The organism is Roseburia sp. AM23-20 (assembly GCF_003470905.1).
GTDB classification, from domain to species: Bacteria; Bacillota; Clostridia; order Lachnospirales; family Lachnospiraceae; genus Roseburia; species Roseburia rectibacter.
This window is the reverse complement of sequence record NZ_QRHS01000011.1, coordinates 102,845-116,720: the sequence shown is the minus strand read 5'-3', so window position 1 is coordinate 116,720 and position 13,876 is coordinate 102,845. Positions and strand designations below refer to the sequence as shown.

12 protein-coding genes are annotated in these 13,876 nt (G+C 33.6%); all 12 read right to left on the bottom strand.

Annotated elements, in window-relative coordinates:
- The coding region (gene tnpA / locus DW650_RS20770; RefSeq protein ID WP_442969834.1) for an IS66 family insertion sequence element accessory protein TnpA at positions 1 to 179 on the bottom strand (179 nt) is incomplete at its 3' end.
- A gap of 201 nt (positions 180 to 380) precedes the next feature.
- On the bottom strand, positions 381 to 2,477 hold the full coding sequence (locus tag DW650_RS10385) for a hypothetical protein (RefSeq protein ID WP_014079053.1): 2,097 nt from the start codon (positions 2,475 to 2,477) through the stop codon (positions 381 to 383).
- Positions 2,467 to 5,934, bottom strand: coding sequence for a hypothetical protein (locus DW650_RS10380; RefSeq protein ID WP_118209850.1), 3,468 nt, complete (start codon positions 5,932 to 5,934; stop codon positions 2,467 to 2,469). Before DW650_RS10380 ends, DW650_RS10385 begins: the two co-directional genes overlap by 11 nt.
- Positions 5,935 to 6,036: 102 nt before the next feature.
- The gene (locus DW650_RS10375; protein ID WP_199654248.1) at positions 6,037 to 7,035 is read right to left on the bottom strand and encodes a helix-turn-helix transcriptional regulator; all 999 of its coding nucleotides are present in this window, start codon (positions 7,033 to 7,035) and stop codon (positions 6,037 to 6,039) included.
- A 16-nt stretch (positions 7,036 to 7,051) separates the two neighbouring features.
- Entirely contained in the window at positions 7,052 to 7,474 is a 423-nt protein-coding gene (locus DW650_RS10370; RefSeq protein ID WP_014079050.1) for a UPF0158 family protein, read from the bottom strand.
- Positions 7,475 to 7,546: 72 nt separating this feature from the next.
- Positions 7,547 to 8,434, bottom strand: a complete 888-nt coding sequence (locus tag DW650_RS10365; RefSeq protein WP_014079049.1) for an ATP-binding protein — start codon at positions 8,432 to 8,434, stop codon at positions 7,547 to 7,549.
- Positions 8,435 to 8,488: 54 nt separating this feature from the next.
- A complete protein-coding gene (locus DW650_RS10360; protein ID WP_118209849.1) occupies positions 8,489 to 9,829 on the bottom strand; it encodes a UvrD-helicase domain-containing protein in 1,341 nt (446 codons plus the stop codon).
- A gap of 1 nt (position 9,830) precedes the next feature.
- On the bottom strand, positions 9,831 to 11,597 hold the full coding sequence (locus DW650_RS10355) for an ATP-dependent nuclease (RefSeq protein WP_118209848.1): 1,767 nt from the start codon (positions 11,595 to 11,597) through the stop codon (positions 9,831 to 9,833).
- Positions 11,598 to 11,649: 52 nt separating this feature from the next.
- Positions 11,650 to 12,327, bottom strand: a complete 678-nt coding sequence (locus DW650_RS10350) for a hypothetical protein (RefSeq protein ID WP_014079046.1) — start codon at positions 12,325 to 12,327, stop codon at positions 11,650 to 11,652.
- Between the two features lies 1 nt (position 12,328).
- Positions 12,329 to 12,730: an ATPase gene (locus tag DW650_RS10345; protein ID WP_014079045.1), complete on the bottom strand. Its 402-nt coding sequence runs from the start codon at positions 12,728 to 12,730 to the stop codon at positions 12,329 to 12,331.
- Positions 12,720 to 13,172 (bottom strand): DUF4869 domain-containing protein, encoded by a 453-nt coding sequence (locus tag DW650_RS10340; protein ID WP_014079044.1) that lies wholly within the window; start codon positions 13,170 to 13,172, stop codon positions 12,720 to 12,722. The genes DW650_RS10345 and DW650_RS10340 overlap by 11 nt, the downstream gene beginning before the upstream one ends.
- A gap of 6 nt (positions 13,173 to 13,178) precedes the next feature.
- Positions 13,179 to 13,832, bottom strand: a complete 654-nt coding sequence (locus tag DW650_RS10335; protein WP_118209847.1) for a hypothetical protein — start codon at positions 13,830 to 13,832, stop codon at positions 13,179 to 13,181.
- Positions 13,833 to 13,876 lie beyond the last annotated feature (44 nt).

Below are 13,876 nucleotides of genomic sequence, written 5' to 3'. Positions count from 1 at the left end.
TTTGCAAAAATCATATCTGTATCTGATTGTTCGTCCAATTTTTTCAGCTTGCGCATCCAGTAATTCATTGTAGAGACTGGAACGTGATGTTCCTGACACCATGTTTTGCAAGTCTTCCCACTGGATTGAAATTCATGGATTCGTTCAGACCACAGAGTGATTTTTTCATCTTTTTTCATAATGATACAGTTTCCTTCCTTTGTTATGAAAAGAGTGTATCAGAAAAATATAGTTGCGGACAGATACGGATGATTACGTACTTACCATATTTCTATATCAATTACACTATTTATTTTGACCTACTGAATGGACGTTGCCAATCTGTTGCCACGAGATTATTATAGTTTGGATTAGGATGACATGCAACAGATTCTTTAAAATTAGCACTGTTCAATATATTCTCTCAAATACTTAAACGGAAATGGAAGAACCGTATATTGACTATTACGCACAAATTCTACTGCCATCAACGGAAGAGCCTCCTCATATTCAAGTTCTTCTCCCAAAGAAATCACCTTACGCATACAACAAGCATTTGGATATGCTAATCTCTTACTCTTAGCCCCCACATAATATACAAATGTACGTCCATCTAAGTAGTCTTTCTCATTGTATTCGTACTTGATGTTTAAGAGATTTCCAATTTGGTAAGTCGCTTCAAATTCCCCTTTTCTCAGCTCGCCATCAATCCAGACTCCATACTTTTCATGTAAAAACCTATTGAATTTTGATGCAATCCCTGTGCGCATATTTAAAATCTTTTTCATTGCTTTCTTGGTAATCATTTCTGTTTCTGCAGCCACCTTACTTTTCCATTCAGAAATGCATTCCCTTGAATCAATATTATCTTTTTCAAAATCATCTATTGCTTCCAATAATAATTCTTTTGAAACTCTTTCTTTTGCATCCGTTTCCATAAGTGTATTCATTAATGCTGATATATTAGGCAATGTCTTTTCGCGTGTTAACAATATGGCATGAATATTATCAATATCCGAATACATTAATCCTTCTACCGGATTCTGTGCACCACGATGTTTGTCTTCTACAAAATCATATGCATAACAAATCTTGTTCCACTCTTCTGCTTCATCTTGATTACTATCACAAAATGTATCAAATTTCATTTCACCATTGCAATCAATTTCCAAACGATAATATTGGAAATAATTGAGTGCCTTTTTATTAACATGATTTATATGCGCTGCATTTTCACCGTATTTTGTTTTTATCTTCTTTCTAAGAACAAAGGTCCAATCTTTTCCAGAATCAAGTCTTTCCCAATCAAAAATTGAAATCATGCGTTCTCTTACATCACCTTTTATTATAAGTTCCTGAACAATCTTCTTTATATCTGGAGAACTTCCCTTTGTATTTGTAAAATGCTCGGCCTCTTCTGTTATATGCTGTACAATATATCCTTTTAAGTTATCACTGTGTAGATCATGCATCTCATTTTCAGCATAATATTCACCATCATGAATGATTCTGATATTATATGCTTCTTCCGAAAGATTTCCTACCGCTGCCTTTACATGATAATACTTCTCCAACTCCTCTTGGAGCTTTGCTACAATATCCTTTGATACTTCAGAGTTATTTTCATCTACAATTACAACACCCTTTTTCTGTAACATTTCACCATATTCAAACTCTGATATTCCCCTCTTTTCCAAATTGGAGATATCAAATTCTTGTGCATCTTCCCTCTCCACAATGTCTATGGACATATATTTAGAAAGATTATCATTCACATCTCTTAAAAACTGCTCCATTACGCCCATCTTACTTTTCCTAAAATGTGCAATATCAGATATATCAAAATTATCTACTCTAAAGTGATTATGCGGCAAGGAACCTTCCTTGTATGTAATGACATTTGTATCTGTCTTTAATTTTTTTCTAAACTCACCAGTCTTTGAATCTATTACATACAATCCGTTACTTTCTCGATCATATCTCTTGAAAGTTTTATGTTCCAAATTGAGATACATCCCTGGATCAATAACAATCTCCAAGAATCTGATAAAATTCACCTTACCTGTTAATTTATCTTTATGTCTCCATGATGGGTCATGATAGAAAAGCTTACCTGTGAGATTATTATACATAAAAGCCTCATGCTTAGGCGTTCTCATTGAATTTATCAGGAGTTGTGCAAGTAATCTGTTTTCAAAATAAAAACATTTATTGCACTGCTCGCTATCAAACAAATCAATCTTTTGGATTTTTACATCCTCATACTCTTTCATAATACTTTCTTTAAATTGCTTTTCTGTCACCTCACCCTTACGGAACAGCACCAATGCAGTTGCGCCAAAGGTCCACTGAACTGCTGCCGCCTTAAATTCATATACTGCCGAATCTAAGATATTGTATTTGTAATAATCCTTATTAGACTTCTCGACCCTAAAAATATCAAAGTCAGCATCAATATTTTCTATATTGTAGGTAACATTAATTCTGTTAGTTAACATTTTCGAAATCCTCCTTACAAATCATATGTAAATTTTCATAACAAACTGTACCATCTTCTCTTATAAGCATCGGAATCTCCACCAAGCACTGATCCACTATGGCACTCGGCTTGTAATTTTTATCTGATACAACATTTATGATATAAACCCGTTTAGCCCCTATAGCCTCCAACTTTCTCAATATATCTTTTCTGATTTCGTCTCTATCCTGCACATATGTAAACTTCCAATTCTTAAAATCAACATACACATCATCAGATAGCTTATAATCGAAGAATTCAAAATATTCCGGCACTGTTATTGGTGATAATTCAATTCCCAATTCTCTTTTCAATATAAACTTACCAGCCACTTCGCCCAATGCACCTTTATAAATATTATGAAACAACACTGGACTAAGAAGATATTCATTCATTTCAAATTTCAATGCATATCCCATTTCTTCAAAATGAGCTTTCATTCCGGGATATCTAAGTATCGCCTGCAAACCGGATTCCTTTTCACTCATTTCATAAATAGCAACTTCATCAGAATTCCCCTTTATTTTAGCTCTTTTACTGTTTTTAAATGCCACCTTGTCGTTTCCAAAATCTATAGTAACATCATTGAAATCTGAATACTGTGAGTAAATATACTGGTTCCGCTTTTCTCCACTTGTAATATAAAGTTTTTGAAGATATTCATTATTCTGCCAGTCATATGTACTTGCCGTCGGATACTGTAATACCAACGACCTTAACTGTTCCCACAACTGCATACTTTCAATAGTCCAATCCTTTGCCAACATTCTTCGAATCGTCCAAAGACCAACCGAGGATATCTTTTCCGCCTTATTAAGCATAAGGTTTTCGTCCGGAAGATAATCCTTTCCAATTGTCTCTCGCATAGATACAATTGCTTTCATTTCAGGTGATAATATACGTTTATTTATTTCACCAACATACAATTTCTCTAACAGTTCCGACTCAACAAACAAGTATATATTAGGACTCTTTACAAATGTTCTACACATACGCCCCACTGCTTGTAAAACCATTCGGCTAGCTTGCACAACTACACTCTTTAACTTATACAACTTGTTTAAAGTGAATTGGTCACTTCCTGTATAAGAACGAAACGCAAGCTTTAACATTTGGTCCTTTTCAGAATAATTCATTTCACCGTTCTCGTATAATTCCTCAATTTGAAACAACATCTGCAACAAATCATGAGATGTTATTGTCTCATCCTGATATGTATTTACTGTCATATTAGTTATATTTCCCAGATACAATGCATCGAAATCCTTATATAAGAATCTCTTGTCACCTTCGGCAAACTCTCCCAGTTGAACAACTTTTTTACCTTTCAGAATCTTATATTGTAAATTCTGTCCAGCACCTATAGTCTGATAAGATGACATAACAAATATCTTTTCTCCACATGACAATCGCTGCTGCAATTCTTCCTTATCTTGTTCAAAATTGTCGCTTTTCAAGAAACAAACACTACTATTACTCTGCTGTGTCTCCATCTGAGAATATTCAAACAACTGCTGCAGAACGCCTTCATCCATGCCGGGATTGTTCTTTTTCGGCAATGCCATTCCCAAGTACAACATTGATTGAATATCTTCATTCCTATTAAAAATACACATTGATTGAAGTACATTGCAGTATCTTATTATCTGATATTCGTTATCTGTTATATTGGTGATAATGTTTGAAGCATAACGTGCAAATTCTGCATCCATAAATGTTTTGCAATAATCTTCTGCATTGAATCCTTGTATATTACTGCTGATTACTTCCCCATGTACATTTATCTCGCCATCTGCATAAGCGCTCCATCTTTTTTCTAATGCAGTTCTTGTTTTGTCCTTTAAATAACCCGGCGTCTTATGAAACCTGTCTTTTAACCGCTCCTTCAAATATCTCAAATCATAATTTCCAACAACTGTATCAACTTCAGCAGTTGCCGATATCCCAAACACAGTTGCTTTTCCTGCAAGGTATAACATGATTTTTTCAGGAGTATCATATACCTTAACAAATTTAAGATTTGTATTGTCATGATGAGAATCATTATCCTCAAATTCATAATACTCCATGCCAACTTGATAGAAGCTTCTATCCTCCAATATCAGTTCACGATTATTTCTAATCATTTGGCAAGTTTCACCCATCAACAAATCTCTTTGCTTATTAGTTAATTCTAATCTTTTTAGGATTGTACTAATAGCATTCTCCAAATTCATCGCATCCATGATACCGCTTCTGGAGCTATTTATAATTTCCATGTAATTTCTTGCCCATTCTATAGAAAATAACCTAAAATGCAAAAGAAATACATTAATCTCACGCAATAAGCTATATAACACAATATCCTTCTCTTTGTTTCTGTTCTTGAAAAAATCATCTTTCCCCTCAAAGAAAACATCAATACGATTGTCTTCTTTATTTAAAGATGAGCGGATATACTGTGCCCCTTCTTTTAAAACCGTATGGAATGAACCATCATTAAACAAGAAAATCTGTCTCTGATCCACTAAATCTTCTTTGGTTTTTATACTTAACCTTACATGATAATTCTCTGCAATTTCTCTTGCTTCATCCATTAGTGTTGTAAATGTATTTCTATTCCCTAATTTTTCAACCTCATCCATAGCTTGTCTCATACTGGAAGAAAAATCGTTTGGATTCAAAGTACGATATATCTGACGAAACAACTGTATATAGTCTTCCTGCATTGCCAATGACTTATCAATCAGCTCACTTTGTATAGTATCCTTCGTTGCATCAAATTCATCAATAACAATTACTGCGTTTTCTATTAAATCCGAATTCAAAAACTCATAACTGGAATCAATAAGAATAGAATTTCTCTTCATAAACTTACTGACACTCATTAATATTATTTTGTAATCGTCTGTAAATACTGCAGGATATAATTGCCCAATCCATTTATATTTAGCATCAGTTCTAATAGCATTTTTTCGCTGTGTCTTTGTTTGAAATCTATTCTTTAAATGTTTAGTAATTTCATATCGAAGCTGCCTGTCCCCTTCTGTTATTCTGTCAGCCAATTCTTTTATATATTCCTTATCGGCATATCTTTTTTCCACAGCATTACGATAAAGGGAAACATCCTTGCATAATTTAAGATACGCATCCGTTTTCATTTCCTCCGGCACTTCAATCTCAAGAATTTTTTCTACAACCTCATCAAAATTAGAGCGTAATCTCAATATATTACGCTTATAAAGCTCCTCACTCCCATATGCCGCCCTCAATGCATCTTCTGGTAAATTCTTATTTAAAGTTGTCAGGTAAATGATTTTGGTATCATCACCAATTGAATCCGCATATTCTTTCATTGCCCGTGCCGAATCATAAGTTTTTCCATTGCCCGTTGGTAATTCGCACATATACAAACCATGTTCATGTTGTTGCATAACATCTAATAAGTAATCTTTCAACACCAAACCTCCTTGTGGTTGCTTATTTCTTGCATGATTGGTAACAGTAAAATTATATATAATTTTATCATAGAACGGAAAAAGAATTGCCGCATATTTGCGTCAATTCTTTTTAGAATATATTTCCATATTTTGTTTTATCAAATCAGTCATAGCATTCCTAACACTCTGTGGTTCTAATACCTCTACATATTGTAATCCTAATAACCATCCAAGCAAGATAACAGACGCAACTGCATTAAAAGTAACTAACAACATACCCTCTGTGTATTCCGAAATTGTAATCCTCTTACCAAATTGATCTATAAAAGGGCCAACTAACGTATCCGGAATTCTCACAGTTATTACCTGTTCTTTTCCTGAAAACATACCCATCCGTCTTGAAACATATGTATTAGCATTAAAAATACGGAACTGGCTTTTACCAGCTCTTGGTATATCGGACAACTTGATATTATCAAGTTTATCCACTCTATAATTTCTTTCACTTAATACACCATCTTTTTCTTTTACATCATATCCATACAAATAATACCTATCATTTGCCCATATTAAAGCCCAGGGGTTCATGTTATATCGTCTATCCGACTTTTTTACCAACTTCTTATTTCTATCCCACACCATATAATCAAAACTTATCTGAACCCCCTTAGATAGAGCTTCCTGAATCAAATTTACATTATAGAGAATTTTCTTATTCTCTGCTTTTGCAATATTAATCCCTAACACGCTTCTATCCAGTTCTTCCGCATCATACAGACTCATAGTATATTTCAATTTATCAATCATTTTGGTGGCAATACTTTTCTCAATGAAATTAGACGCATTAACGGAATCAATAATAAGTTTCATCTCTTCCTTTTCCAAAAGTCTGTTTCCAATGAAATAACGAGCATTCCTTCCACGACCGGAAATTACATCTACCCCTAATTCATTTCTTAATTGTTTTATATATCGCAGAATACTGTCTTCACTACAGTAATAACCTTCTGCATCCATGTGAACCAGAATATCCTGCATAGAAATCTGATGTTGTTCGTCTGTATATGCTGTCAGAATCTTATATAATGCCAATACTCTGTTTTTTTCGAAATCACTCACAATTTACCTCTTTCTTTTATTCAACAAGATCAATCTTATGTCTTTCACACCATTGCCTTGCTATTTTTTCATAAGCTTCATCACGATATTGGTACCACTGTTTCTCCAGATTCAAGTCATACAATTTATCCTTAAATCTTCTAAAAGCGCCTCTTCCCTGGATTGCCCCTGCCAATACATTCTGATTCTTTCCCTCCGGAAGCTCGTATATAAACTCTTCCATTATTCGATACTCGTTGATATCGTATTGTCCCGGTAACGGTATATAATCCTCAACAAATCCCTCTTTGATATCTTCAAAAAGTTCCGGATTGTCCTCACCATCCACCATTCCATCAAACAACATCAGAACTTTTTCGTTTTGGGTATCATAATAATATTCTGTTTCCATACCGGCAAATTCCATTGCCTCGATTATGTCTTCTAATTTTACTTTCATCTTTTATCCTTATTTCATGTTCTTTTTTAATTTGTTCCCTAGCCCGAGGAACATTTTTAGCATCCATTTGCATTATTCTCTAAAATATACTTTATTCTTTGTTTTTCCGTAACTTTTAAGAATATCCAATTTTGCTGCCTTCGATAACAGTCGACTTGCCGTCTTTATTTCCGCTTTCAATAATTTTGCTGCAATAGAGCTATTTATTTCTTTATTTGTATCGAGATAGTGCAAAATTATCTGCATTCTTGTCCTTTCCAATTCGGACATTGATTCGGACATTGATTCAGACATTGTCTCATTTCCTTCAAAATTTTGAGGGACATCATAGTTCAGATTCGGCATCACTACAGTAAACTCATATCTGTCTGAGCGGAATGATGGTCTTTTACTCTCATTATAATTAATTTGAAATTCATATCCACTGATAATCTTTCCAAATCCACTACCTTTACGCTCCATATATCCAAGCCGGTTGAATACATCGGCAAGAACCGGATTTCTTCTGGTAGAAGCTACTGTAAATGGATCTCTGTCTTGAATCATGGAACCATCCGGCATTCCTCCCGGGGAATAAATTTCCATTCTGTCATCATATATGTCAATATGCACTTCACTTCCATTCACCAGATAGTCACGGTGAGCCAAAGCATTAACAAGTGCTTCGTGATAACTTCGCTCTACATACTCCGGCATTTCTTCTCTTGAATTTGCAATCTTACGCCACTTCATTTTACAATTACGCTTGATGAATGCCTCTCCATTTTCAATCAGTGAAATAACACTACCTGAATACTCCACATCATCTAACGCATCAACTGCGCCACCACTTTTATTTAATCCATTCCACCTTGTACAAAATAATCTTGAACAACGAATCGGACTTTCATCCGCAAGTAATGCCCCTGCATTTGTTAATTCGCACCGCTCATTTACCAATCCAAATGAAATCTTTACCATCAAAGCTATTCCCTATCCACCTAAATTACTTATAATACCTTCTCTCCTTCACATTCAAAGGTATCCTTCAAAAAAATCCTGTATTCTCTTCTTTGTGTATTTATTCTCAACTTCTTTTAATATGTACATCGACAATTCATTTAGCGAACGAGTAAGTGCTACATAAAGCTTATTCTTGGTCTTATTCATCTCGGTATTATCGTCAAATAAATATGCCGCCAAATCGTTAGTAAGAATAAACAAACACTTCTCACCCTCCATTCCCTTTATGTAGTCTATTGATTTTACAAAAATCTTATCTTCCTGTTTTATTGGGCTTTCGTCTTCAAAAATATTTATGATAATGCCATATCTTCTTGAATCTATTTTTTCACACTTGCTCAGTAATGCCATTGCATCTTTTTTCTTTCCCGTATTCCTGTACTTTTCAATCATCTTCCCAGCATAATAATACGCTACTTTTTTTACTGTCAGAGTATCTTTGGTTGGATGATTCTCAGACAACAATGGTTCAAGCTCTTCCGCTAAATTCTCTCTCATATTATTTTTCTTGTAGTCATGCGTTTCATATACCCCTTGCTTCTGGGATATATACATCAAATCATATTTTTGACTTTCAATTAACGTGCGACAATCAATTTCACTTTCATAATATATTGACAATTGTCTGGAATCTTTTTCAGATTTCTGTTTTTCATTTTCATCTACTAAACGATTTGACAGTTCTAAATGTAATTGCGGACATCTATGGCATTCCGATATATATCTAACATTTTGCTTGTATATAGACATAAGATTCCTTAAGCATTTAAAACCTTTTAAATCCTGTTTTGGATCTCCCATCAGCAACATGGGGATTCCCATTCTACTTAATTCTTCTATAATTTCTTGCATATGCTTATCTATATCCTGTACTTCATCTATACAGATTGCGCCGCAATATTTTGCAATTGCATTTTTAATGATTACTCTGCCATTCTTTATACTTTTTGTGTCCTTTGATTTTTTACATAACACCCATTTAGCATGTTCAGGAATTACTGTTTGGTGAAGTACATTCAACTCATCAAGTCTTTTAATCTTTGCATTTTTATACTTTGCATCTTGGGGTAAATCCGAAATAGAAATTTTTTCATATTTCTTTCCATAAAGTAAATGATAATACGGTTTTATTATTTCTCTATACAGAAATGAATGAATCGTACTCACTATTATATTTTCCGGGATTTGTACATAATGTTCACATAATTTTCTACGAATGCAATCTACGGCACTATTAGTAAACGCAACGCAAAATATTTTCTTATTCTCATCTATTTGATTACGAAGAAGTATTATTTTATCTGACATCTTTGTAGTCTTTCCTGCTCCGGCCCCCGCTATATTTATTTCCACTTTATAACCCCTCTTCCTGCTCTTGAGAAAGAAAATCTAATACATCTTGAATATGTTTGGGCATTTGAAATCCTTCTAATCCACCACTAGCTAAATCCTTACAAATAGTAAACATATCTGATGCTTTTGCATTTTTCCATGCTTCTGTAAGCTGCTCAGCTGTCATATTACTCCAACCGAAAACTTCTCCATATTTTTCCTTCAAAATATTAAAGTTGTCACCAGTATTTACAATTTCCGGTTCTAAGGTATAATACTCTGTTGTCCTAACACATATTTCTTTATCATCATTATACTTATCATGTCGTTTCTTTGCATCAGGTTGGTCATCATAATCTCGTATAATGCCCAATTTGTTACCTGAACCTTCATTGATTTTTTTCCAAATATTCATTATTTTCTCAAATCCCTTATGGAATGATAGCAATTCAATCTCACTCAAAGATACTTGCGAGTCAATATAAGAGCGAATTAGTAATTCTTCTGATATTCCCTCAAACAAAACACATTTCTTAGAGAAAAAAAGCTTAAAAAGATCCAAATTAGGATTCTTTGCTAAATATGCTATATCTTCATCTTCTAATTCGTCAACAAACGAAAATGCTTTTCCCTTATGTAAAACCACCACATTTTTCAAATTCATTTTATTAATAAATTCAGTACTATGCGTGGAGTAGAATAACTGAACAGTTTTATTCTTATCTGTAAATGCTTTTAGAAAACTGACCATCAATCTAGTATTGTTAATGCATAAATGAGCTTCTGGTTCTTCAATCGTCAAAACATTCAGAGCAGTATCCGAATTTTTACCAATCAACGAATTAATCAGAACAAACAACAATACTAAGTTACGATGTCCCAACCCTTGCATTGACAGTTCTTCTTCTGAATACCCTAATCTTACACTGTTTAAAATAGATTGCATTGGTGGCATATTAGGAAGAATATTAATATGTGAAAAAAACTTCTTTGCCTCTTTTAGCTCCGATGTATCTTGCCAGTTTATTATGTCATTGATATCACTAATTTTTTTTAAAGACTCAAAGAAATGGCTATATTCTTTTTCTATTTTTAATTTATCCTGATCTGAAAGTCCATCTTTCAATAAATCAACCAAAAATTTTGAACCTAATTGATTTTTAGTTCTTGAAAAATCGTCTCTTTCTGCCTCAAGAGCCTCATATTTGAACTGCTTTAATGTGTCATATGATATATTACTGCCATCAGAAACCTTTACTGAGTAATTATAATATTCTACTGGTAAGAGATTCATTTTAACCTCATTCAAATTCGCATCATTGATTTCATTCTCAGATACAATTTCCTTTACCATTCTGAATATATCTTCACAACTCTTAGGTGCAAACTCATATTTTATACCATATTGAATTTTCCCATCTCTAATTTCATATGACAAATCCTTGACATAATACTCCTCCGCACCACTTGCCTGAATATTAACTTCAACACTTACTATTGGCAATAATTCTACAAATTGCTCAATAGTAATCTCGTCATTCTTAATTTTATTCTGGTTTTCAATAATTTTATTGTAATAACACTTTTTAGTTTCATTATTTATATCAGACCATGATAATTTCTTACTGATATGTGTATTATCATCGGTTAAAAAAGGAAGCGTAATTGCTTTTAAGAAATTACTCTTACCACTATTGTTTTCTCCTATAATTGCAACTGTTTCTGCTAAGCCTATGTCTATATTCCTTAAATTCCTATAATTGCATACTTTTACATGTGTAATCTTCAAATCTTCACTTCCTTTTCACAATACAGCTATCAATTGTTAAGTAGATATATTTTTAAATAATGCCTTCTCCAATCACTCTTTGTACTTCCTCCGACTTTATCAACATCCTCATCTTCTCACTACCATCATCAATCTCAGGCTTTCCACACCTAAGACTATCCGTATGTTCAGATACACAACAATCCTTATACCAGCATTCACCCATAAGCTGCCCCTTAACAGACCACTTCTCGTTTTGTGTAAATTCACCCACCAATGATTTCATCACACGCTCTGTAGAGTATCTCTTAAAACCTGCCAAGTACTGTAATGTCTTCTCATCATCAATCTTTGACAAGTTGATTCTATGATTCTCAATTGCTGATAAAACCTCTTCACGAATTTTGATTTTATCTGTCTTTCCGGTACCTGTCCATGCCACCAGCTTATCAAAAGCAAGAATCAGGTATTCAAAACAAATCATATCCAGAATGATAATCTTCCCTTCTGCCTTATCTTCTATTGATTTCAACATACGATACTTATTACGAATATCCTGATTATCAACCACACAATCAAACGCAATATAATACTTATCGTCCTCTTTAATGTCTATCTCTGCCAATGCATCCAATAAGCCCTGATTGCTTTCTTTACTTTCGACCACAAGTGCATCATCAAAGAAAAGCTGATTGACTAACTTCCAGAAGTGGAGTCCAGCACCAGTGTCTTCTGTCCATAAATATTTCATATCACAACTCCTCTTCCAGTGTTATCCTATTATTGCCAAACTTCAGCACCTTAAAACTCTTATCTGAAACATTGAGGCCATCACAATTTCGTAGGAAAAGCATATATTGATTCGACGGCTCAAAATTAATAAAACGTCTGATCTCATCATTAATCAAATTATCTGCATTATCGACTACAATAAAACTATCTCTGCACTGTTCAATCGATTCTGAGAAATTATCTGATTTGTAGTTAAACAACTTTATAGCTTTGTATTCATTAGTTAATCGTAGATCTTCTAACATTTCATAAAGCACTGTTTTTCCAGTACCACTATCTCCACCAACAAGAGTAATCCTGTCATCAAATTCTAAATCGTATGAAAATGGATCTGCTTTAAATGTAATATTCTTATAAATCATCTGCTTCTCTCCTTTCATACTCCTTACTCCACCAGGCATTATAACCTCTCCCTCCGGTCACTATATCAGAATCATTGAATCTGATTTGCACATCATCCGGGATATCAAAAAGCGTTGGTCTGGACATGTAAATTTTTATATTATCCATAGAAAAAATGATTCTAAGTACATTCGGACCACATTCTTCTACATTTACTACCTTATCAGGATGCTTTACGATATTAAGTAATGTCTTGCAGCCAGATGACAAATTACGGATTGTACCTAAACCATATTTTGTTTCAATGTGCTTGTCTGGTGTCAGCTTTGCCTCATCTACTTTCTGAATGAGATTTATTTCATATTGGGACATTTCTTCATTACTTGTATTCAAATTGAAATACAAATCGTTTTGAAGTATCCAGTCGTTGGAATCTTTTTTTTCTGTATATATATATATCATTCGGTGTCACTCCTTCTCTCTATCATAATCAGGAACAAATGTTGCCATTTCTTCATAATATCCAGCAATACAATTTAAGTTATCACCTATCTTTTTGAATATCTCCACAAACATCTCTAAATCAACAACTTCATTTCCATAATTTTCGATATAAAAATGATATTCGTCATCGGCATTAAACGGATACCGTGAAAAATCCATATTTTTCATCTTTGCATTAGCATTATGATCTTTATCTATTTTGTCATATAATTCTAAAATATAGTCGTCCAGTTCTTTTGTCATTTCCTTAAATTGTTTTCGTTGTTCTTTATCGGTTTCAAAACCTATCATACGTTTCTTTACTGTGTTCCATATTTGCCTGATATCGTGACCTCCACAAAATGACTCTTTCATGTTCAGCAACATATCCAAAGACCAGTTTATAGATTTTAGATACAACTCTATTGCATGGTTTGCCGAAAACAGCATTGGGAAAACTACAATATCCGCCTTTTTATCTCCATTATCCTGCAAACAATCTTGTGCAAGCATTATCGCTGCCTTCATGTATCCATCAGCAATAATCATCATATCATGAATGGGTTGATGCTGTCTGGTTCTCCAATTCATATATGCTGTTTTGTCTATATCTACATTATACGAAAAAATCTTTTCCATTCATTCACCTACTTTTCAAAACTATATATTTAAATTTCTAAAAT